General features: G+C 68.7%; 15 protein-coding genes and 1 pseudogene. 7 read left to right on the top strand and 9 right to left on the bottom strand.

Going from position 1 to position 21,261, the window contains the following annotated elements; all coding sequences use genetic code 11:
* Nucleotides 1–6: 6 nt before the first annotated feature.
* On the bottom strand, nt 7–1,641 hold the full coding sequence (locus SSP08S_RS33540) for a peptide ABC transporter substrate-binding protein (protein ID WP_019072045.1): 1,635 nt from the start codon (nt 1,639–1,641) through the stop codon (nt 7–9).
* A 343-nt stretch (nt 1,642–1,984) separates the two neighbouring features.
* Between SSP08S_RS33540 and SSP08S_RS33535 the strand changes: the two genes are divergently transcribed.
* The 5 genes and pseudogenes from SSP08S_RS33535 (at nt 1,985) to SSP08S_RS33515 (ending at nt 8,405) form a co-directional block, all read left to right on the top strand.
* The gene (locus SSP08S_RS33535) at nt 1,985–3,865 is read left to right on the top strand and encodes an ABC transporter substrate-binding protein (protein WP_026179056.1); all 1,881 of its coding nucleotides are present in this window, start codon (nt 1,985–1,987) and stop codon (nt 3,863–3,865) included.
* A gap of 43 nt (nt 3,866–3,908) precedes the next feature.
* A complete protein-coding gene (locus SSP08S_RS33530) occupies nt 3,909–4,949 on the top strand; it encodes an ABC transporter permease (RefSeq protein WP_019072043.1) in 1,041 nt (346 codons plus the stop codon).
* Complete coding sequence (locus SSP08S_RS33525; protein ID WP_019072042.1) at nt 4,946–5,860, top strand: ABC transporter permease; 915 nt, start codon at nt 4,946–4,948, stop codon at nt 5,858–5,860. Before SSP08S_RS33530 ends, SSP08S_RS33525 begins: the two co-directional genes overlap by 4 nt.
* Nucleotides 5,857–6,799, top strand: a pseudogene (locus SSP08S_RS58780) (ABC transporter ATP-binding protein); the annotation flags it as partial. The gene SSP08S_RS33525 and the pseudogene SSP08S_RS58780, both read left to right, overlap by 4 nt.
* Nucleotides 6,800–7,409: 610 nt before the next feature.
* The gene (locus SSP08S_RS33515) at nt 7,410–8,405 is read left to right on the top strand and encodes an ABC transporter ATP-binding protein (RefSeq protein WP_019072040.1); all 996 of its coding nucleotides are present in this window, start codon (nt 7,410–7,412) and stop codon (nt 8,403–8,405) included.
* Between the two features lie 85 nt (nt 8,406–8,490).
* Here the strand turns inward: SSP08S_RS33515 and SSP08S_RS33510 are convergent, their stop codons facing one another.
* The 5 genes from SSP08S_RS33510 to SSP08S_RS33490 form a co-directional block, all read right to left on the bottom strand.
* Nucleotides 8,491–9,639 (bottom strand): ABC transporter ATP-binding protein, encoded by a 1,149-nt coding sequence (locus SSP08S_RS33510; RefSeq protein WP_019072039.1) that lies wholly within the window; start codon nt 9,637–9,639, stop codon nt 8,491–8,493.
* Nucleotides 9,632–10,693 (bottom strand): ABC transporter ATP-binding protein, encoded by a 1,062-nt coding sequence (locus tag SSP08S_RS33505; protein WP_019072038.1) that lies wholly within the window; start codon nt 10,691–10,693, stop codon nt 9,632–9,634. The genes SSP08S_RS33510 and SSP08S_RS33505 overlap by 8 nt, the downstream gene beginning before the upstream one ends.
* An 11-nt stretch (nt 10,694–10,704) precedes the next feature.
* Nucleotides 10,705–11,643: an ABC transporter permease gene (locus tag SSP08S_RS33500; RefSeq protein ID WP_019072037.1), complete on the bottom strand. Its 939-nt coding sequence runs from the start codon at nt 11,641–11,643 to the stop codon at nt 10,705–10,707.
* Entirely contained in the window at nt 11,636–12,562 is a 927-nt protein-coding gene (locus tag SSP08S_RS33495) for an ABC transporter permease (protein ID WP_019072036.1), read from the bottom strand. The genes SSP08S_RS33500 and SSP08S_RS33495 overlap by 8 nt, the downstream gene beginning before the upstream one ends.
* 146 nt (nt 12,563–12,708) lie before the next feature.
* Entirely contained in the window at nt 12,709–14,331 is a 1,623-nt protein-coding gene (locus SSP08S_RS33490) for a peptide ABC transporter substrate-binding protein (RefSeq protein WP_026179055.1), read from the bottom strand.
* Nucleotides 14,332–14,948: 617 nt separating this feature from the next.
* Here SSP08S_RS33490 and SSP08S_RS33485 point away from each other — a divergent pair.
* The gene (locus tag SSP08S_RS33485) at nt 14,949–15,692 is read left to right on the top strand and encodes a class I SAM-dependent methyltransferase (protein ID WP_026179054.1); all 744 of its coding nucleotides are present in this window, start codon (nt 14,949–14,951) and stop codon (nt 15,690–15,692) included.
* A gap of 55 nt (nt 15,693–15,747) precedes the next feature.
* Here the strand turns inward: SSP08S_RS33485 and typA are convergent, their stop codons facing one another.
* The 3 genes from typA to SSP08S_RS33470 all read right to left on the bottom strand — a co-directional run bounded on the left by typA (nt 15,748) and on the right by SSP08S_RS33470 (nt 20,668).
* On the bottom strand, nt 15,748–17,655 hold the full coding sequence (typA, locus tag SSP08S_RS33480; protein WP_019072033.1) for a translational GTPase TypA: 1,908 nt from the start codon (nt 17,653–17,655) through the stop codon (nt 15,748–15,750).
* Nucleotides 17,656–17,808: 153 nt separating this feature from the next.
* Nucleotides 17,809–18,384: a hypothetical protein gene (locus SSP08S_RS33475; protein WP_245608013.1), complete on the bottom strand. Its 576-nt coding sequence runs from the start codon at nt 18,382–18,384 to the stop codon at nt 17,809–17,811.
* Between the two features lie 106 nt (nt 18,385–18,490).
* Entirely contained in the window at nt 18,491–20,668 is a 2,178-nt protein-coding gene (locus SSP08S_RS33470) for an ABC transporter family substrate-binding protein (protein WP_019072031.1), read from the bottom strand.
* A 292-nt stretch (nt 20,669–20,960) separates the two neighbouring features.
* Here SSP08S_RS33470 and SSP08S_RS33465 point away from each other — a divergent pair, with 292 nt between their 5' ends.
* A complete protein-coding gene (locus SSP08S_RS33465; protein ID WP_019072030.1) occupies nt 20,961–21,251 on the top strand; it encodes an Rv0250c family protein in 291 nt (96 codons plus the stop codon).
* Nucleotides 21,252–21,261: the final 10 nt, after the last annotated feature.

Raw genomic sequence — 21,261 nt, 5'->3', positions numbered from 1 at the left:
GCGGGCTCAGCCGACCTTGATCTCGTTGTACACGGGGACGCTGAACGGGTTGAGCGCCACGTTCGAGAGCCGGTCGGAGTAGCCCGCGCTGCCGTTCTGGTACCAGAGCGGGATGGCGGCCATGTTGTCCCGTACGACGCCCTCGGCCTCCTGGAAGAGCTTGATCGCCTTGCCGGTGTCGGTCTCCGCGTTGGCCTCGTCCACGAGCTTGTCGAAGTCCTTGTTGGACCACTGGCCGTCGTTCGAGGAGGCGTTGGTGTAGTACAGCGGCTGGAGGAAGTTCTGGATGAGCGGGTAGTCCATCTGCCAGCCGGCCCGGAACGGCCCGGTCATCTTGTGCTGGCCGATCTGGTTGCGGAAGTCCGCGAAGGTGCCGACCGGGTTGCCGACGCACGCCTTGTCGTTGCCGAGCGCGTTGTTGATGGAGTTGCACACGGCGTCCACCCACTCCTTGTGCGAGCCCGTGTCCGCGTTGTACGTGATCTTGACCTGGCCGCCGGGCAGCCCGCCGCCCTCCTGGACCAGCTTCTTGGCCTCGGTCGGGTCGTACTTGCAGGAGTCCCCGCACAGCCCGTCCTGGAAGCCGCCCGCGGTGCCGAGCACCGGTGAGGTCCAGTCGGTGGCGGGGGTGCGGGTCTTCTGGAAGATCGTGTCGGTGATCTGGTCCCGGTTGATCGCCATGGACAGGCCCTGGCGGACCTTCTCCGAGCCGCTCTTGTTCCAGTCCTTGTCGTAGTACGGGAACGCGAGCGTCTGGATGATCCCGGCGGGCGTGTTGATGTACCGGCCGCCGAGGTCGCTCTTGACGTTCTTGAGCTGCGAGGCCGGGATGTCGTCGACGAGGTCGAGGTTGCCGGCCATCAGGTCGGTGTAGGCGGTGTTGTTGTCGGTGTAGACCTTGAGGGTCACGCCACCGTTCTGCGCCTTGTCCGCGTTGGTGTAGCCGTCCCACTTCTTGAGCTGCATCTGCGAGCCCTTGGTGTACGACTCGATGGTGTACGGGCCGTTGCCGACCGGCTTCTTCAGCCAGGCCGCGTGGTCCGAGAAGAACGTCGACGGCAGCGGGGAGTAGGCCGCGTAGCCGAGGGTGTCCGGGAAGGTGGAGAACTTCTGGGTGAGCTTGATGGTGAAGGTGTCGGTGCCGGTCACCTTGAGCCCGGAGAGGGTGGTCGCGGACTGCGAGCCGCTGTCGGGGTGGACCTTGTCGTAGCCGTCGATGTACCCGAAGAAGTACGCGTTCTTCTGGTTGTTCTTGAGGCTGGCGCCGTAGTTCCACGCGTCGACGAAGGACTTCGCGGTGACGGCCTCGCCGTTGCTGAACTTCCAGCCGCTCTTGATGGTCACCGTGAAGTTCTGCGAGTCGGTGGTCTCGATCTTGTCGGCGAGCATGTCCTCGGCCTTGCCGGTCTTGGCGTTGTAGCGCTTGAGACCGCGGAAGACCATGTCGAGGACCTTGCCGCCCTGCACCTCGTTGGTGTTGGCCGGCTCCAGCGGGTTCTGCGGGTCTCCCCAGGAGGCACTGAGCACCGCGCTGCCGTCACCGCCGCCGCTGCTGCTGCCGCCGCTGCTCCCACAGGCGGTCGCCGCGAGGGCTACCGCCGCCGCGCAAGCGGCCCATTTGGCGTGCGTGGCTCCACGCATCGAGTGCCTCCTCAGGAAAGCCGATCCAGGCCGATCCAGATCGATCCATTACCGGCCAATATCTGCACAAATCGGTCACCTCGCACACGCAGTCACCCGAATGCAGCACAGGCCGCGCGTGGGAGGGGTGACACACAGGCCGAAGCGGTCCCGGCTCCACCGCCACCGCCCCACCAGGCACGCTTCAGTGGTGTGGACCAATAAACCTCGAATCGGCCCGTCAACTCACTGTTTCCGCAGGCCACATGGCCTTTCATGCGCCGTTGACGGGCGCCGACCGCCGCTGATAGACACACTCTTCAACCCAGCCCGGCGTCACCTGGTCAAGCGCGAGGTCAGGACCATGAGCACTCAGGACCGGAACGGCACAGAGCACTCACGCCCCAGAAGACCGCGGCCCCGCCGCTTACACCGGCTGGTGGCCGGAGCATCCGGCGCCCTGGCCCTCACGGCGGCCCTCGCCACCCCCCTCAACCCGGCACCGCAGCAGGCCGAGGCCAGGGCCGACAAGACCGACAAGGTCCTCACCGTCGCCGTCGCGCAGAGCGTGGACTCCCTGAGCCCCTTCCTGGCGACCCGTCTGGTCAGCACGAGCATCGGCCGGCTGATGTACGACTACCTCACCAACTACGACCCCAAGGACAACCACACCATCCCGGGTCTGGCCACCAAGTGGACGTCGTCGCCGGACAAGCTGACCTGGACGTACACGATCCGCTCGGACTCGAAGTGGTCCGACGGACAGCAGGCCACCGCCGAGGACGCGGCCTGGACGTTCAACAAGATGATGACCGACCCGGGCGCCGCCACCGCCAACGGCAGCTTCGTCACCAACTTCGCGAAGGTCACCGCCCCCAGCCCCACCCAGCTGGTCATCCAGCTGAAGAAGCCGCAGGCCACGATGACCGCGCTCGACGTGCCGATCGTGCCCGAGCACATCTGGTCGAAGGCCGGTGACCTCTCCAAGTTCAACAACGACAAGACCTTCCCGATCGTCGGCAACGGCCCGTTCGTCCTCACCGCCTACAAGCCCGACAGCTACGTCCGTCTCAAGGCCAACAAGTCCTTCTGGCGCGGGGCTCCGAAGTTCGACGAACTCGTCTTCCGCTACTACAAGGACCAGGACGCGGCGGTCGCCGCGCTCCGCAAGGGCGAGGTCTCCTTCGTCGCCGGCTCCCCCTCCCTGACCCCCGCCCAGGCCGCCTCCCTCAAGGGCGAGAAGGACATCAAGGTCAACGACGCCCCCGGCCGCCGCTTCTACGCCCTCGCCACCAACCCCGGCGCCCAGGCGAAGAACGGCACCCACTTCGGCGACGGCGACCCCTCCCTGCTCGACGAGAACGTCCGGCACGCCCTGTTCATGGCGGTCGACCGCGAGACCCTCATCGACAAGGTGTTCCAGGGCCACGCCGTCGAGGGCGAGGGCTACATCCCGCCGCGCTTCTCGACGTACTTCTGGAAACCCTCCGCGAGCCAGGACCTCGCCTACGACCCCACGAAGGCGGCCCAACTCCTCGACCAGGCGGGCTACAAGAAGAACGGCGACGGCAAACGGGTCGGCAAGGACGGCAAGCCGATCGACTACCGCCTGCTGTGCCACGCCACCGACCCCAACGACAAGGCGGTCGGCCAGTACCTCAAGGAGTGGTGGGGCAAGCTCGGCATCGGCGTGACACTCGACTGCCTCGACAACGTCACCGACCCCTGGCTGGCGGGCAAGTACGACCTCGCCTTCGACGGCTGGTCCGTCAACCCCGACCCGGACTTCGTGCTGTCCATCCACACCTGCGCGGCGCTTCCGGCGACCCCCAAGGACATCGGCGCCACCGACAACTTCATCTGCGACAAGACCTACGACAAGCTCTACGCCCAGCAGTTGGCCGAGTACGACCCGGCCAAGCGCGCGGACATCGTCAAGCAGATGGAGTCACGGCTGTACGACCTCGGGTACATGAACGTCCTGGCGTACCCGAACGCCGTCGAGGCCTACCGCACCGACCAGATCAAGTCCCTCGACACGATGCCCCTGAGCGGCGGCAACATCTACGGGCAGGACGGCTACTGGAGTTGGTGGTCGGCGGTGCCCGCGGCCTCCGACGGCTCGTCGTCCGGCGGGCTCTCGGGCGGGGCGACCGCCGGGATCGCCGTCGGAGGGCTGGTGGTGGTCGGCCTGGTGGTCCTGTTCGCGGTACGGCGCCGGGCCACCGCCGAGGACCGGGAGTAGCCGGTGCGCGGAACCTCAACACCCGTGCGCGGGACGGCAGTTCATGGCCGCTGACGTCACCTCGGTGCCGGTGGAGGAGACGGCCGGACCGGGAACGGGAAGCTCCCGGTCCGGCTACGTCCGCTACGTCGGCGGCAAGTTGGGCGGTGCCGTCGTCTCGCTGCTGGCCGTGCTGGTCACCGGGTTCTTCCTGTTCCGGCTGATCCCGGGCGACCCGGTCAAGACGATGACCGGCGGCCGTCCGATCTCGACCGCTCAACTGGCGGAGTACCGCCGGGAGTTCGGGCTCGACCTGCCACTGTGGGAGCAGTTCACGGACTACTGCGGCAAGGCGCTCACCGGCGACCTCGGGACCTCGTACCAGTTCCGGGCACCCGTGATCGACAAGATCAGCGAGGCGCTGCCCAACACGCTGCTGCTCACCGGCACGGCCTTCGTGCTGTACACCGCGCTCGGCATGTTCCTCGGCACCAGGTCGGCATGGCGGAACGGCAGTCTCTCGGACCGGTTCAACACCGGTCTGGCGCTGACCCTTTACTCCGTCCCGTCGTTCTGGCTCGGGCTGCTGCTGATCATCGTGTTCTCGGTGGGCGTGGGCCCGATCCCCGGGCTCTTCCCGACCGGCGGCATGGAGTCGGGCGACAAGGAGGGCTTCGCGTACGTGCTGGACGTGGCCCACCATCTCGTCCTGCCGGTGGTCACACTGGTGGCGGTCGAGTACGGGCAGACCCTGCTGGTCACCCGCTCCGCGCTGCTCGACGAGATGGGCAGCGACTATCTGACGACCGCGCGGGCCAAGGGACTTCGGGACGATCTGGTCCGGCGCCGGCACGCCGTGCCGAACGCGCTGCTGCCCACCGTCACCCTCGTCTTCGTCAACCTCGGCCGTACGGTCGCGGGCGTGATCCTGGTGGAGACGGTCTTCTCCTGGCCCGGTCTGGGCGGCCTGTTCTACCAAGCCCTCAGCGTGCCCGATCTGCCCCTGGTCCAGGGCCTGTTCCTCTTCTTCGCCGCGGCGGTGATCGTCATGAACACACTGGCAGACCTCGTCTATCCGCTGCTCGACCCACGGGTGGGCCGATGACCGCTCCCCCGGTCGCAGGGACCGGCCCGCGCGCCCTCGCCTGGCAGCGCCGCCGCCGGTCCGCCGTACGGTTCTGGGCGCGGTACCGCACCCACCGCGCCGGGCTGGTCGGCCTGGCAGCGCTCGGCCTGTTCGCACTGGTCGCGCTCACCGCGCCGCTGACGGTCGGCTCGGACGTGTCGAGCGTGACCGACGCGCCGGGGCAGCCCCTGGAGAGCCCGAGCGCCCAATTCCCGCTGGGGACCGACCAGTTCGGCCGCAACCTGCTGGGCCTGGTGGTGTGGGGCGCGCGGGTCTCGCTGCTCGTCGGGCTGCTCGCGGCGGTACTGTCCGTGGCGATCGGCGCGGTGGTCGGGATCACCGCCGGGCACTTCCGGGGCGCGTACGGGACCGTGCTGATGCGGGTCACCGACTGGTTCCTCGTGATGCCGACCCTGGTACTCGCGATCGCGCTGGCCACCGTCATGTCCCGCTCGCTCGGGACGGTGATCCTGGCGATCGGCGTGACCACCTGGCCGACCACGGCCCGGCTGGTGCGGGCGCAGACGCTGGCGGTGGAGTCACGGCCGTACATCGAACGGGCACGGGCGCTCGGCGGCGGGCACTGGCATGTGATGTCCCGGCACGTGCTGCCGAATGTGATGCCGCTGGTCCTGGCGCAGACCACCCTGATGGTCTCCTCGTCCATCCTCGCCGAGGCGACCCTCGCGTTTCTGGGGCTCGGCGATCCGACGGTGGTGTCGTGGGGCGGGCTGCTCCAGGACGCCCGGGAGGCGGGCGCGGTGAGCGCCGGGGACTGGTGGTACCTGGTGCCGCCGGGCATCGCGATCGCCGTGGTCGCGCTGGCGTTCACGCTGTGCGGGCGCGCGGTGGAGTCCGTCCTCAACCCCCGGCTGGGGGTGGCGGGTTGACCCTCCTGGAGGTCCGGAACCTGGAAGTGACGTACCCCGGCGGGGTGGCCGCGGTGCGGGGCGTCGACCTGTCCCTGACGGCCGGTCAGAAAGTGGGCGTGGCGGGCGAGTCGGGCTCCGGCAAGTCCACCCTGGCGCTCGCGCTGCTACGACTGCTGCCGCCGGGGACGCGGGTCTCCGGGGAGATCCTGCTGAACGGTGAGGACGTGCTGACGATGCGGTGGGGGCGGGTGCGGGCGGTCCGCTGGGCCGGTGCCTCGATCGTCTTCCAGGGCGCGATGCACTCCCTCAACCCCGTGCACCGCATCGGCGACCAGATCGCGGAACCGGTGCTGCTGCACCAGGGCGCGACGGCCGCACAGGCCAGGCGCCGCGCCGGGGAACTCCTCGAACAGGCCGGACTGCCGGCCGCCCGCGCGAGCGCCTACCCGCACGAACTCTCCGGCGGCCAGCGGCAACGCGTCATGATCGCCATGGCGCTCGCCTGCGATCCGCAGCTGATCATCGCCGACGAGCCCACCACCGCACTCGACGTGATGATCCAGGCCCAGATCCTCGGCCTGATCCAAGGCCTCGTCACCGACCAGGACGTGGGCCTGATCATGATCAGCCACGACCTCGCGGTCCTCGCCGACAGCTGCGACCGCCTCGTCATCATGTACGCGGGCCGCGTCATCGAGGAGGGCCCCGCCCAGCAGGTCTACGAGAACGCCCTCCACCCCTACGGCCAGGCCCTGTCCGCCTCCTTCCCGCACATCGGCGACCCGGCCTCCCGCTTCGCCCCACGCGGCCTCGCGGGCGACCCGCCCGACCCGTCGGCGCTCCCCTCCGGCTGCGCGTTTCATCCGCGGTGCGCTGAGGCGCTGGAGGGCTGCGCGACCGAGGATCAGTTCCTCCGGGAGGCCGGCCGGGGGCGGCGGGCCGCGTGTGTTCATGTACCTGTGGGTGTTGTCGGGGTGGCGGCACGGGATTCCAGCGTGCCGGAACAGGCCGCCGACGTAACGGAGTTGGCGGTCGGCACGGGGCCGGCGGTCGAGGTGGCTCAGTCCGCCGGGCCGGGTGGGTCCTCCGGGCCGGGCGGGCGGGACGAGCAGGGGCGGCCGGGCGGGTCCGCCGGACCCGTGGAACGCGTTGGATCCGCCAGACACGCCGGACCCACCGACCCCGCCAGATCCGCCGGACCCACAGGACCAGCCGAAGCCACGGGACCAGCCGAACCCGCCGAACGTGCCACACCCGCCGGACCAGCAGAACCCGCCGAACGTGCCACACCCGCCGGACCAGCCGAACCCGCCGAACCCGCCGGACGTGCCACACCCGCCGGACCTGCCGGACCAGCCGGACCCGCCGGACCTGTCGAAGGCATGACGACGGGTCGGGCTGCGGGGCGTGCGGAGGGCTCCGACTCCGGTACGGCCGCCGCGCGCGCCGAGAGCCCCGGTCACCCCGGCACCGGTCACCCCAGCCCCAGCCCCGGCCCCGGCCCCGGCCCCGGCCCCGAGAACACACCAGACCCAGCCGCCCCACCCCACGACACCAGGAGCCCGTCATGACCACGCCGACGGCGCCCCTGCTCAGCGCGCAAGGACTGCACGTGGCCTTCCCGGGGCGGCGCGGCGGGGCGCCCGCGCGGGCCGTGGACGGGGTCGATCTCGACATCCGGCCGGGAGAAGTCGTCGCCCTCGTCGGGGAGTCCGGGTGCGGGAAGACGACGCTGGCCCGCTCGCTGCTCGGGCTGGTGCCGCCGACCGGGGGGCGGGTCACCTTCGACGGCAAGCCGCTGCAGTACTCCTCACGGGCTCTCAAGGCCTACCGCCGACGGGTGCAGCTCGTTCTCCAGGACCCGAGCGGGTCGCTCAATCCACGGCACACGGTGTACGACGCGGTGGCCGAGGGGCTGCGCATCCACGGGGGCGTGAGTGACGAACAGGCCGTGGTCGCGCGGGCGTTGAGCCGGGCCGGGCTCCGGCCGCCCGAGCGGTTCTTCCTGCGCTACCCGCACGAGCTGTCCGGCGGTCAGCGGCAGCGCGTGGTGATCGCCGGCGCGCTCGTCCTTGAACCCGAACTCCTCGTCGCCGACGAGCCGGTGGCCTCCCTGGACGCCTCCGTGCGCGGCGAGATCCTGGCACTCCTGCTACGGCTGCGCACCGAACTCGGCCTGGCCGCCCTGGTGGTGACCCACGACCTGGGGCTGGCGTGGAACATCGCCGACCGGGTCGCGGTGATGTACCTGGGCCGGATCGTGGAGACGGGGGATGCGGAGCGGGTGCTCACGGCACCCCAACACCCGTACACCCAGGCCCTGTTGTCGGTGCTGCCCGAAGCGCCGGGCGATCCCGTGGTGCTGTCCGGCGAGCCTCCGGACCCGTCCCGTATCCCGAGCGGCTGCCGGTTCCGGGTGCGCTGTCAGATCCTGGCGAGCGGGGAGGCGGAGCGGGCGGGGGTCGCGCACCGGTGCCGTACCGAGGACCTGGAGGTGCTGGGCGGCGGGGGCGAGGCTCAGGTGGCCTGTCACTGGGCGCGGGTGCCCGACCCCGCCGTATGAAAAGGCCGTATGGGAACGTCGTAGGAAAACGCCGGTTCCCGGCACCGTCATTACAGTGCCGGGAACCAGTCGTGACCGTAAAGGATCAGGCCGCGTGGACCACGTCCTTGACCTCGGCGAAGTGGCACGCCGACTCGTGGGCCGCGGGGGTGTCGGAGCCCTTGAAGCGCTCCGGGATCGCGAGCAGCGGCTCCTCCTGGGCGCACTTGTCCTGGGCCTTCCAGCAGCGGGTGCGGAAGCGGCAGCCGGAGGGCGGGTTGGCCGGGGAGGGCACGTCACCGGTGAGGATGATCCGGTCCCGGTGCTCGCGGGCCTCCGGGTCCGGCACGGGTACGGCCGACAGCAGCGCCTGGGTGTAGGGGTGCGTCGGGTACTCGTAGATCTGCTCGTCGGTGCCGACCTCGGCCATCTTGCCGAGGTACATCACGCCGACCCGGTCCGAGATGTGCCGGACGATGGACAGGTCGTGCGCGATGAAGATGTAGGAGAGGTTGAACTCGTCCTGCAGTCGCGCCATCAGGTTGATGACCTGTGCCTGCACCGACACGTCGAGCGCGGAGACCGGCTCGTCGCAGATGATGATCTCGGGGTTGAGCGCGAGGCCGCGGGCGATGCCGATGCGCTGGCGCTGGCCGCCCGAGAACTGGTGCGGGTAGCGGTTGATGTACTCCGGGTTGAGACCCACGACGTCCAGGAGGTCCATCACCTTGCGGCGACGGTCCCCCTTCGGTGCCACCTCGGGGTGGATGTCGAAGGGCTCACCGATGATGTCGCCCACCGTCATACGGGGGTTGAGCGAGGTGTACGGGTCCTGGAAGATCATCTGGATGTTCCGGCGGACGGCCTTGAGGGCCCTGCCAGACAGCCGGGTGATGTCCTGGCCCTTGTAGAAGACCTCGCCGGCCGTCGCCGTCTCCAGGCTCATCAGGAGCTTGGCGACCGTCGACTTGCCGCAGCCGGACTCGCCCACGATGCCCAGGGTCTCGCCCTGGTGCAGGTCGAAGGAGACGCCGTCGACGGCTTTCACCGCGCCGATCTGGCGTTTGATCACGATCCCCTGGGTCAGCGGGAAGTGTTTGACCAGGTTGCGCACCTGGAGGATCGGCTCGCCCCGCTCGACGTTCGCGTCGAGAGCGGCGACCGCCTCCTCCTCCGAGTGCACCTCCGCCACCTCGACGTCGGAGACGTTGGGCATCGCGTCCTGGGGCTCGTCGGCCTTGGTCGGGTCAGCCATGGATCGTCTCCTTCCAGAAGTGGCACGCGCTGGCGCGGCCGGGCAGTTCGGTTCCGTCCGCCTCGGTCACCGGGACCAGCGGCGGGAACTCCGTGCGGCAGATGTCCTGCGCCTTGTCGCAGCGCGGGTTGAAGGCGCAGCCCTGCGGCACCTTCAGCAGGTTGGGCGGCAGGCCCTGGATCGCGTAGAGCTCCTGGCCCTTCTGGTCCAGGCGCGGGATGGAGTCCAGCAGACCCCGGGTGTAGGGGTGCGCCGGGCGCTTGTACAGCTCGTGCACCGGTGCCGTCTCCACGATGCGGCCCGCGTACATCACCGCGATCTTGTCTGCGACGTCCGCGACCACGCCGAGGTCGTGGGTGATGAGGATGAGCCCCATCCGGTACTCGCGCTGCAACTCCGCGAGCAGGTCCATGACCTGGGCCTGCACCGTCACGTCGAGGGCCGTGGTCGGCTCGTCGGCGATGATCAGGTCCGGCTCCAGGGCGAGCGCCATCGCGATCATGATGCGCTGGCGCATACCGCCGGAGAACTGGTGCGGGTAGTCGTTCACCCGCGCCGCGGCGGCCGGGATCTTCACCCGGTCCATCAGCTCGATGGACTTGGCCTTGGCCTGCTTGCGGGACATGCCCTGGTGGACGCGGAACATCTCGCCGAGCTGGAACCCCACGCTGAGCACGGGGTTGAGCGAGGAGAGCGCGTCCTGGAAGATCATCGCGATCCGGGCGCCGCGCAGCTTGCGCCGCTCCTCGGCACCCATGGTCAGCATGTCCTGGCCGTAGAAACGGATCTCCCCCTGCGGGATCCGGGCCGGCGGCATGTCCAGGATGCCCATGATCGCCTGCGCGGTCACGGACTTGCCGGAGCCGGACTCGCCGAGCACGGCGAGCGTCTCTCCGGAGTCGACGGTGTAGTTGACGCCGTTGACGGCCTTGACCACACCCTCGCGGGTCTGGAACTCGACGTGCAGATCGCGCACTTCGAGCAGTGGGCCGGTGTTCTCGTGGTCGCCGGGGCGCTGGGCCGGAACGGCGTCCGTCGGGTCGATGATGGTCACGTACGCCTCCCTCAGCGCATCTTGGGATCGAAGGCGTCGCGAACCACGTCGCCGAGCATGATGAAGGCCAGGACCGTGATGCTCAGGGCACCGGCGGGGAACATCAGCGCGTGCGGCGAGGTCAGGAACCTGTCCTGGGCGTCACTGATCATCACGCCCCAGGAGATGTTGGGGTACTGGATGCCGATGCCCAGGTAGGACAGGGCCGCCTCGGCGCTGATGTACACACCGAGGTTCATGGTGGTGATGACGATGACGGGGGCGAGCGTGTTCGGCAGGATGTGCCGGAACGCTATTCGCCAGGAGCCCGCGCCCAGTGCCCGCGCGGCCGTCACGTAGTCGTTGTACTTGTTGGCGATGACCTCGCCGCGCATGATCCGGTAGACCTGCGGCCAGCCGAGGATCGCCATGATGAACGACACCGACCAGACGTCGCCGCCGCCCCAGATGGACATGATCAGCAGACCGCCGATGATCAGCGGCAGACCCGCGAACACCTCGGTGATACGGGACAGCAGCGCGTCGGCCCAGCCGCCGATGAGACCGGCGAGCATGCCCACCAGACCGCCGATCAGCGTGGTGGCGGTGGTGGTCACGACACCGACGACGACCGAGTTGCGGGCGCCGTAGACGGTCCGCGTGTAGATGTCGCAGCCCTGCACGTCGTAGCCGAACAGGTGCCCGGACGAGGGCCCGTTCATGGAGTTCTGCAGCTGGCAGAAGCCGTCGGAGAACGGGGAGCGCGCCGTGAAGAGGCTGGGCGCGATCGCCAGCGCGAGCAGGATCAGGATGATCAACGAGGTCACGATGAACAGGGGCCGCTTGCGCAGGTCCGCCCAGCCGTCCCGCAGCAGGCTCGCCTGCCGGGCCGCCGCCTTCTCCTCCGCCTCGATCTCCTTGGCGATGGCGGCCTCGTCGGTGGTGGGCCTTTCTATCGTCTTCTCACTCATAACGGATCCTCGGGTCGAGCACGGCGTACAGCAGGTCTACGAGGAGGTTGGCGACCAGATAGATCAGTACCAGGAGGGTCACCAGACCGACCACGACGGGCCGCTCGCGCAGATAGACGGACTGGGCCAACTGACCGCCGATGCCGGGCATGTTGAACACGCGCTCGGTGATGATGGCGCCGCCCATGAGCGCGCCGAGGTCGAAGCCCAGGAAGGTGACGACCGGGATCAGGGAGTTGCGCATCGCGTGCACGCCGATGACCCGCCGCGTCGGCAGGCCCTTGGCGATCGCCGTACGGACGTAGTCGGCACGGACCGACTCCATCATGCTCGTACGGACGAGTCGGGCGATGTACGCCATCGACGTCGAGGCGAGCACGACGGCCGGGAGGATGTAGCTCTGCGGCCAGCCGTGTTCGATGCCGGCGACCGGTGTGATCTTGAGGTTCACACCGAACTCCAGCTGCAGCACGGAGCCGAGCACGAAGACCGGGATCGAGATCAGGACCAGCGTCGAGACCAGCACGACGTTGTCGATGAACTTGCCCTTCTTCAGGGCGGAGAAGATACCGGCGATGATCCCGATCACGGCTTCGAGCGCGAACGACGTCAGACCCAGCTTCAGGGTGACGGGGAACCGCTCGGAGACGATGTCGGAGATGGCCCGCCCGTTGTAGGTCTCACCGAGGTCACCGGTGAGGACACCGCTGATGTAGTGCCAGTACTGCTGGTACAGCGGCTCGTTGAGGTGGTAGTGCGCGCGCAGGATCGCCGCGATGTTGGGGTCGGCGCGCTTGTCGCCGGCCAGGGCCTGGATCGGATCGCCGGGCAGAGCGAAGACCAGGCAGAAAATGATGAACGTGACGCCTATGACCACAGGGATCACCTGCAGGAGGCGGCGCGCGACGTATCGGCCCATGGGTGCTCCAGAGGGGGGTGCTCGACCCGACCGCGGCCGGGGGGAGGGCACGGTCGGACGGGAGACGGCAGCAGAAGTGAGCAGGGGAAGGCTATTCCTCCCCCTGCTCACCCCGTACTGCTGTGTCAGAACTGCTCAGAACCGGTTCAGCTGAGCTTGACCGTGTCCCACAGGATCTGGTGACCGGCGATCTTCATCGACTTGATCTTGTCGCTGAAGCCGGCGTTCAGCGTGTAGAAGTACACCGGGATGTACGGCAGGTCCTTGAGCAGGACGTCGTCGGCAGCCTGGTACTTCTTGATGGCTTCCTCGTGCGTCGGGGCCTGGTCGCCCTCGACGAGCAGCTGCTCGAACTTCTCGTTCGTGTAGCCCGAGTAGTTGGAGCCGTTGGCGATGGCTTCCTTCGAGAAGACCGGGCGGAGGTAGTCCTCCATGTCCGGGTAGTCCATGCTCCACGCCATACGGAACGCGCCCTGGTACTTCTTGGCGTCCAGGTCGTTGAGGATGGTCTGGAACTGCTCGAACGGCTTGGCCGTCACCTTGATGCCGAGAGCCTGCTGGATCTCGTTCGACACGGCCTCGACCCACTCCTTGTGGCCGCCGTCCGCGTTGTAACCGATCTCCAGCGTGTTGCCCGGCAGACCACCGCTCTGCTTGTAGAGCTCCTTGGCCTTGGTCGGGTTGTACGTGCAGGCCTCACCACAGGCGCCCTTGCGGTAGCCGTCGATGATCGGGCTGATGTAGTCGTCCGCGGGCGTACGGGCGCCGAGGAAGATCTTCGACGAGATCGTCTTGCGGTCGATCGACATCGAGATGGCCTTGCGGAGGTCCGCGTTCTGGAAGGCCTTGTTGTACTTGATCGGGAAGCCGATGTAACCGACGGCCGAGTCGGCCTCGTCGATGTAACGGCCGTCCAGGTCCTTGTGGTACGTCGGCAGACCCGAGGTCGGGATCGTCAGCAGGCTGTCGAGGTTGCCGGCGACAAGGTCCTTGTACGCGGTGTCGGGGTTCGAGTAGATCTTGAAGTCGACACCCTTGACCTCGATCTTCGACGCGTCCGGGTACTTGTCGTACTTGACGGTGTCGATTTCCTGGTTGTGCTTGAACGTACCGCTCATCTTGAACGGGCCGTTGCCGATCGGGGCCTCGCCGAAGGCCTTCGGGTCCTTGAAGAACGCCTTGGGCAGCGGCACGAACGCGGTGAACGAGAGCTGCGAGGGGAAGGCCGAGAACGCGCCGCTCAGCGTGACCTGGAGCGTGCTGTCGTCGACCACCTTCAGACCGGACAGCTTGTCGGTCGTGGGCTTCTTGCCCTCGCCCGGGTTGAGGTCCGCGTAGCCCGCGATGTGGCTGAACAGCGGGTTGGTCTGCTGGGCGTTGGTCTGGTTCGCGCCGTAGTTCCACGCGTCAGCGAAGGACTGGGCGGTGACCTTCTCCCCGTTGTGGAAGGTGTAGCCCGACTTCAGCTTGATCGTCCAGACCTTGTTGTCCTTGGACTCGATCGACTCCGCCATGGCGTTGACGACCTTGTTGTCGGCGTCAAGCTTGGTCAGCCCCGTGAAGAGGGCGTTGATGACCTGGCCGCCCTCGGTCTCGTACGTGTTGCTCGGAACCAGGCTGTTCTGCGGTTCGCCGATCTCCACGGAGACGATGCCGTTGCCCTTGCTGCCGCCGGAGCTGTTGTCGTCACCGCCGCCGCCACAGGCCGTTGCGCCCAGCGCCACAACTGCGGCTATCGCAACCCACTTGGCGCTCTTGGCACCACGCATGGGGGCTCCTCCTCATGAGTCCAATGGTTCATCACCTGGGAGAGCGCATGACACATCACCGTCACCGGTGCCTGAAATGGTCAAGTGCTCCCCGCGCTCGATGAGTCGCCGCCTACAGCGAGTGACCCGTGATCCGAGCTCTACGCGCCTAACTATCTGCCATGAGGCGGGACCGAGCCATATTCACAAGGTCTCGGTTCGATCACACCTCGCGCGTACATCTTCCAAAATCCGGACAAAGGGTTTGGTGAAAGATCCCTGCGAAACGGACTTGTTACATATTTATCGGGCTTGAATGTCCGCATGCCGAACGCGGAACGCGTGAAAATCCAGTTGCGGTTCAACGACCGCTGTGCAATCAACACGCCCGCACGCCAGAGGCCTTCAGAGGCAGCCGACAGGGCATGGACAGGATCACGCCAACGGCAGAGTAGTGCGGATCGGTCGGCCTGTGCGGATTCCTGACCAGGACAAGGGATAACCCTTTATTCGGCCAACCCTCGGGGGCGCCCACGTGCCGGCTCCGCCCCGCCCGCCGTCTCCTCCGCAGTTGAGAACCCGTCAAGAATGCGGGCCGTCCACGCGTACCGGTGTGATGGGTGTGACAGGCTGAATCGGTGGTGGATCGGTCATTCGGGGACATGTCGCTTGCCGAGTTGTACGACGGGCTCAATCCGTGGGGTGCGGGGGACGACTTCTATCTGGACCTGGTGATGTCCGCGCGGGCCGTACTCGATGTGGGGTGCGGTACCGGGAAGCTCCTGCACCGGGCCCGGGGCGAGGGACACCGGGGGCGGTTGACGGGGATCGATCCCGCCGCCGCCATGCTCGTTCAGGCACGCCGGCGGGAACCCGGTGTCGAGTGGGTGCTCGGGGAGTTGCGGACTGCGGCCTGGCGCGGCGAGTTCGATCTCGTCGTGATGACCGGGCACGCGTTCCAAGTCCTGGTCCAGGACGAGGAGTTGCGCCTCGCGCTGCGTGCGGTCCGGGACGCGCTGGCACCCGGCGGGCGGTTCGTGTTCGAGACGCGGAATCCGGCGGCGCGTGCCTGGGAGAGCTGGACGCCCGACCGGGCGCGCCGGCTCACCGGCCCGGACGGCGGTGTCGTAGAGGTGTGGCACGAGGTCGAGACCGTGCCGGCCGCGGCGGACCGGGTGACGTTCACCGAGACCTTCGAGGGCGGGTGTTGGGCACGGCCTCAGGTCAGCCGGTCGACCCTGCGGTTCCTGGACCGCGATGCCCTGTCGGGGTTCCTCGCCGGGGCCGGGCTGGCGGTCGTCGAGCAGTACGGCGACTGGGCGCGGGGGCCGCTCACGCCCGCGAGTCCCGAGATCATCACCGTGGCGCGGCCGACGCACTGAGCCCGGGCACCCCCAAGTCGGGGGCACCCGGGCTCAGTTGGGCCTCGGCGGGGTGTCAGGCGTGCTTGGCGCGGCTCGCGGAGCGGCCCCGCTCCTTCTGGTCGAGGACGACCTTGCGGATACGGACGGCCTCCGGGGTCACCTCGACGCACTCGTCGTCGCGGCAGAACTCCAGGGACTGCTCCAGGGAGAGCTTGCGCGGCGGGACGATCGCCTCGAAGGAGTCGGCGGCGGCCGAGCGCATGTTGGTGAGCTTCTTCTCCTTGGTGATGTTCACGTCCATGTCGTCGGCGCGCGAGTTCTCGCCGACGATCATGCCCTCGTACACCTCGGTGCCGGGGTCGGTGAACAGCACACCGCGCTCCTGGAGGTTCGTCATCGCGAACGCGGTGACGGCGCCGGCGCGGTCGGCGACCAGCGAGCCGTTGTTACGGGTCGTCAGCACACCGAACCACGGCTCGTGGCCCTCGTGGATGGAGTGGGCGATGCCCGTGCCGCGCGTCCCGGTGAGGAACTCGGTACGGAAGCCGATGAGACCGCGGGAGGGGACGACGAACTCGAGGCGGACCCAGCCGGAACCGTGGTTGGACATGTTGTCCATCCGGCCCTTGCGGACGCCCATGAGCTGCGTGACCGCGCCCATGTGCTCCTCGGGCACGTCGATCGTCATGCGCTCGACCGGCTCGTGCACCTTGCCGTCGATGATCTGCGTGACGACCTGCGGCTTGCCGATGGTCAGCTCGAAGCCCTCGCGGCGCATCTGCTCGACCAGGATGGCCAGCGCCAGCTCACCGCGGCCCTGCACCTCCCAGGCGTCGGGACGCTCGGTGTCGAGGACGCGCAGCGAGACGTTACCGATCAGCTCGCGGTCGAGGCGGTCCTTGACCTGGCGGGCGGTGACCTTGCGGTCCTTGACCGCGGCCTTCGCGGAGGCGCCCTTGCCGGTGCCGCCGCGGCCGACCAGCGGCGAGGTGTTCGTACCGATGGTCATGGAGATCGCCGGCTCGTCGACCGTGATGAGCGGCAGCGCGATCGGGTTCTCCGGGTCGGCCAGGGTCTCGCCGATCATGATGTCCGGGATACCGGCCACGGCGCAGATGTCACCGGGGCCCGCCATCTCGGCCGGCTTGCGGGTGAGCGCCTCGGTCATCAGCAGTTCGGTGATGCGCACGTTGGACATCGTGCCGTCGCGCTTGATCCACGTGACGGTCTGGCCCTTGCGCAGCTCGCCCTGCTCGACGCGGAGCAGCGCGATACGGCCGAGGAAGTTGTCCGCGTCCAGGTTGGTGACGTGCGCCTGGAGCGGGGCCTCCTCGTCGTACTGGGGGGCCGGGACGTGCGACAGGATCGTGGAGAAGAACGGCTCCAGGTTGTCGCTGTCCTGCGGGACCGTGCCGTTCTCCGGCTTGGTCAGCGAGGCGACGCCGTCACGCGCACACGCGTAGACGATCGGGAACTCGATCTGCTCCTCGTCCGCGTCCAGGTCCAGGAAGAGGTCGTACGTCTCGTTGACGACCTCGTCGATCCGGGAGTCGGGGCGGTCCGTCTTGTTGATGCAGAGGATGACGGGCAGGCGCTGCTGGAGCGCCTTGCGCAGCACGAAGCGGGTCTGCGGCAGCGGGCCCTCGGAGGCGTCGACGAGCAGCACCACCGCGTCCACCATCGACAGACCGCGCTCGACCTCGCCACCGAAGTCGGCGTGGCCCGGGGTGTCGATGATGTTGATGGTGATGACGTCGCCGCCATCCTTCGGGTGGTACTTCACGGCCGTGTTCTTGGCCAGGATCGTGATGCCCTTCTCACGCTCCAGATCGTTCGAGTCCATCATGCGGTCGTCGAGCGATTCGGCGGCGTGCGCGGCGAAGGCACCGGCCTGCTTCAGCATGGCGTCGACGAGGGTCGTCTTCCCGTGGTCGACGTGGGCGACGATGGCGACGTTGCGGATGTCGTGGCGCGTGGCCATATTGCGGCGTACTCCCGGAGAGTGAGGAAGGCCTGCGCGTACGTCTGTGTTACGCGGACCCTGCCGGGCTGGACACGCCACGGCCTTACCCCATCGTACGTGGCGTACGGGGACGGGGCCTCCGCAGGGCATTGCGGGTGGGGACGGGAGGGGTCAGACGCCCGTCACGGCCGGGGATCCGGCGGGGCACAGCTTCACGGCGGCGACCTTGGCCGGGATGCCCTCGGAGGGCTCGGAGCAGGGCAGGAACCCGCCGCCGTAGGTGTCCCAGGTCCGCACGTGACCGTGTACCGGCGGGTTCAGTCCGCAGGTGTAAGTGAAGTCGGCCTCAATCAGGTCGACCGACTCCCAGGTGTAGTAGCGCTGCCGGGGTTCGCCGAGCTCGTCGAAGAACTCCGTCTTCTCCTGCCCGGCCGTCTCGGACGGCCCGGCGAGCGGGTTCTCCGTCTCGAGGTGGGCGCCCAGCGCCTTGATCACACGGGCCGGGGTGACGCCCTGGGGCGGGTGGGTCACGGTCGGGCGGTAGACGGTGTCGGAGACGGGTTCGATGACGCCCTGGTACCCGCCGTCGGTGTAGGTGATCCGGTCGGGGAGCCCGGTCAGCCGCTCCTCGTGCCGGACGCCGGACCAGGTGTAGGTCCCGTGCGCGCAGATCGTGGCCGCCCCGGCGGCGGATCGCCCGTCGTCGCCGGCCACGGCTCCGCAGCCGGCCGTCCCCAGCATCACCACCGCGGTCAACGCCGCACCCCAACCCCGCACAACCCACCCCCGTACGACAACCGCCGCCCCGCTTCGGAAGCGGGACGGCGGCCGTGCCAGTCACGTTCGCGCGATGTTAGCCCTTGGACGGGCTCGCCGAGGGGTGCGCCCCCTTCTTCAGGAAGCCCATGTCCTCGTAGACCGGCGTCTGGAAGCCGAAGGAGCCCGCGTTGACGACGGTCTTGCGGGCGGCGGTGAGCTGGGGGCGCTGGTAGAGGGGGATGGAGCCGGCCGCCGCCCAGATGCGGGCGTCGGCCTTGCGGACGAGGGCGGCGGACTCGTCCTCGTCGAGGGTGGAGGCGGCCTGGTCGAAGAGCTGGTCGACCTGGTCGGTGCCGACGCGGGTGTAGTTCTGCTCGACGTTCAGGGAGCCGTCGGCGGCCGGGACCGGCTTGGCGAAGATCGGGCGGGCGTCGGTGGCGGGGAAGGCGGACGCGGGCCAGGAGTAGAGGGCGAGGTCGTACTGGCCGGACGCGATGTGGTCCTTGAAGTAGCTGTCGTCGGAGACCTTGGTGATCTCGGTGCGGATGCCGACCTTCTCCAGCATGCGGGAGATGCTGTCGGCGACCGCGCTCAGCGACTCCGAACCGGTGCCGGAGGGCAGCACGAAGCGGAGCGTGAGCGGCTTGCCGTCCTTGGCGAGCGTGCCGGTCCTGGCGCCGGCCGGGGCGGCCGTGCCCTTCGGGGCGTACGCGCCGGGCGCCCCGCCCTGCTTCACCTTGCGGCCGTCGTACTGCTTGCCGTCGGCGAGGTGCTTGGAACCCTCGTCGCCGTGCCCGTGCTTGTCGGTGTGGTCCTGCGGGTCCTTGTTGTCCTCGCCGACGATGTACTGCCCGTCGGAGCCGCCCTCCGACTCGTCGTCCTTCTTGCCCTTCTTCCCCTCGGCGCCGGCCGCCTTCTCCCCCTTGTCCTTGACCGGTCCGCCGGCCACCCAGCCGGCGTCGGTGAGCAGCGCCTGCGCCTCCGCGGTGTCGTGGTCGCCGAGCGCGCCGCTGTTGTCGGCGTACGCGGCCTGTCCGGAGAGCGCGAGGTGGCTGCCGACCGGCACGGCGGGCAGGCCCAGCGGGGTGAGGACGACCTTGGCGAGCGCCTCCCGGTCGAGCGCGCGGGCCACGGCGCGCCGGACACGTTCGTCGGCGAGGGGGCCCTCGGAGCCGTTGAGGGCGAGCTGCGTGTAGGCGGGCTCGAAGGAGCGGCGGACGGTGAAGGCCCTCAACTCGTCCTGCTGGCGCAGGTACTTGGCGAGCGCCTTGCGTTCCTTCTTGCTGAGCTTCTTCTTCTCCTTGGGGCTCTCGCCCTTGTTCTCGTCCTTGCTCTCCGTGTCGTCCGTGGCGCTCGCGCTCGCGCCCTGGAGCGGGGTGCCGGTGCCCTTGGCGCGGCCCGCGAGGGCGATCCGGCTCGCGTCGGCGGGGTCGACGGCGGCGAGGTCGACCGTGCCGTCGGCGAGCGCGGCGGCCCGCTTGTCCAGCGGTACGGCGGTCAGCACGATCTGCGAGAGCTTCGCGGGCCGGCCCCACCAGTGCGGGTTGCGGGCGAGGACGATCTCCTTGTCCTTGCGGTCGACCTTCTGCAGCGAGAACGCGCCGGCGGTGACCTTCAGCTTGCGCCGCGCCCCGTCGTTGAAGGCGTCCGGGGTGCCCATGACGTCCTTGGGGTACAGCGGTGAGAACAGTGACTTCCAGTCGGCGTACGGCCTGCTGAAGGTGACCTTGACCTCGAGGTTGTTGGCGCCGCGCTCGATCTTCTCGATGCGGTCGTAGCCGGCGTTGCGCGCGGTCCAGTACGCGGAGTCCTTGCCGGACAGGGCGCGCCACTGGGCGGCGAAGTCGGCGGCGCCGATCTCGCGGCCGTCGCTCCACACGGCCTGCTGGTCGAGCTTGTAGAGGACGACCTGCTTGGGCGAGGTGTCGACGACCTTCGCGGACTCCAGGTAGTCGGCGTCGCGCTGCGGGCGGCCCTGCGCGTCGAGCCGGAACATGGCGGGCAGGACGGCCTGGGCGACGCGGGTGGTGGCGTCGTCGGCGTCCGACTGGAAGGCGTTGAGGGTCTCGGGTACGTCGTCGACGGCCCAGCGCAGGGTGCCGCCGTCGGCGACCAGGTCACGCGCGACGGGCGCGATGTCCTGTGCGGCCAGCGGCTTGCCCGACTCGTCCTCGGAGCTGCACGCCGAGAGGGTGGGCACCGCGAGCGCGCCCGCGGTGAGGAAGGCGACCGAGCGCATGACCGCTCGCAGTCCGACGCCGTCGTGGGACATCACTGCTACCTCCGGTAAGCCGCGGGCTTCTGATCGCTTTTGGTGGTATATGGAGCTGATCAGATCTATGCGGCCACTGAAGAGGAAACGGTTCGGCCCTGTGGGACGACACGGCGAGGGGCGCCGGGAAGCCCACCCGTGCGGCGCAATGTTCGAATCTGCCCCCGTACACACCAACGCACCCCGGCCAATCCGTGCACACCGCTTCCCACCGGCCGGTGTGACGCGCAACACTCGCAGGCGCATGAACGTTGCCGTCCAGGGCCGAGGCCCACGGAAGCGAGGTCACGTCATGTCCGTGCACGACGAACTGACGTCAGTCCAACGCTGTCTTGAAGACCTGTTCAGGTCGGTGGGACGGCTGGAACAGCAATTCGGCAGCGGCGGCCTGGAGATGCGCAGGGTCAAGGCCGACGCCGACCGCCTGCGCGAGAGCGTCGCGCTGCTGCGCGACGCCGCACCAGGGATCGAGCGCCCCAAGCGCCCCGATCTCGTCCCCATCTCCGACACCCCCTACGACAACACCCTGTGGACGGATACGGACGACGAAGGACTCGGCGCCCATCACCGCCACGCACCCTGAACCGACCGGA

The sequence above is a fragment of the Streptomyces hokutonensis genome, assembly GCF_000376565.1.
GTDB lineage: Bacteria > Actinomycetota > Actinomycetes > Streptomycetales > Streptomycetaceae > Streptomyces > Streptomyces hokutonensis.
This window is presented reverse-complemented; position numbering and strand designations above follow the sequence as displayed.

Excerpts from the sequence above, each read along its gene's own strand:
- SSP08S_RS33540 (WP_019072045.1), bottom strand. The coding sequence starts at position 1,641 with ATGCGTGGAGCCACGCACGCCAAATGGGCCGCTTGCGCGGCGGCGGTA.
- SSP08S_RS33535 (WP_026179056.1), top strand. The coding sequence starts at position 1,985 with ATGAGCACTCAGGACCGGAACGGCACAGAGCACTCACGCCCCAGAAGA.
- SSP08S_RS33530 (WP_019072043.1), top strand. The coding sequence starts at position 3,909 with ATGGCCGCTGACGTCACCTCGGTGCCGGTGGAGGAGACGGCCGGACCG.
- SSP08S_RS33525 (WP_019072042.1), top strand. The coding sequence starts at position 4,946 with ATGACCGCTCCCCCGGTCGCAGGGACCGGCCCGCGCGCCCTCGCCTGG.
- SSP08S_RS33515 (WP_019072040.1), top strand. The coding sequence starts at position 7,410 with ATGACCACGCCGACGGCGCCCCTGCTCAGCGCGCAAGGACTGCACGTG.
- SSP08S_RS33510 (WP_019072039.1), bottom strand. The coding sequence starts at position 9,639 with ATGGCTGACCCGACCAAGGCCGACGAGCCCCAGGACGCGATGCCCAAC.
- SSP08S_RS33500 (WP_019072037.1), bottom strand. The coding sequence starts at position 11,643 with ATGAGTGAGAAGACGATAGAAAGGCCCACCACCGACGAGGCCGCCATC.
- SSP08S_RS33495 (WP_019072036.1), bottom strand. The coding sequence starts at position 12,562 with ATGGGCCGATACGTCGCGCGCCGCCTCCTGCAGGTGATCCCTGTGGTC.
- SSP08S_RS33490 (WP_026179055.1), bottom strand. The coding sequence starts at position 14,331 with ATGCGTGGTGCCAAGAGCGCCAAGTGGGTTGCGATAGCCGCAGTTGTG.
- typA (WP_019072033.1), bottom strand. The coding sequence starts at position 17,655 with ATGGCCACGCGCCACGACATCCGCAACGTCGCCATCGTCGCCCACGTC.
- SSP08S_RS33470 (WP_019072031.1), bottom strand. The coding sequence starts at position 20,668 with ATGTCCCACGACGGCGTCGGACTGCGAGCGGTCATGCGCTCGGTCGCC.
- SSP08S_RS33465 (WP_019072030.1), top strand. The coding sequence starts at position 20,961 with ATGTCCGTGCACGACGAACTGACGTCAGTCCAACGCTGTCTTGAAGAC.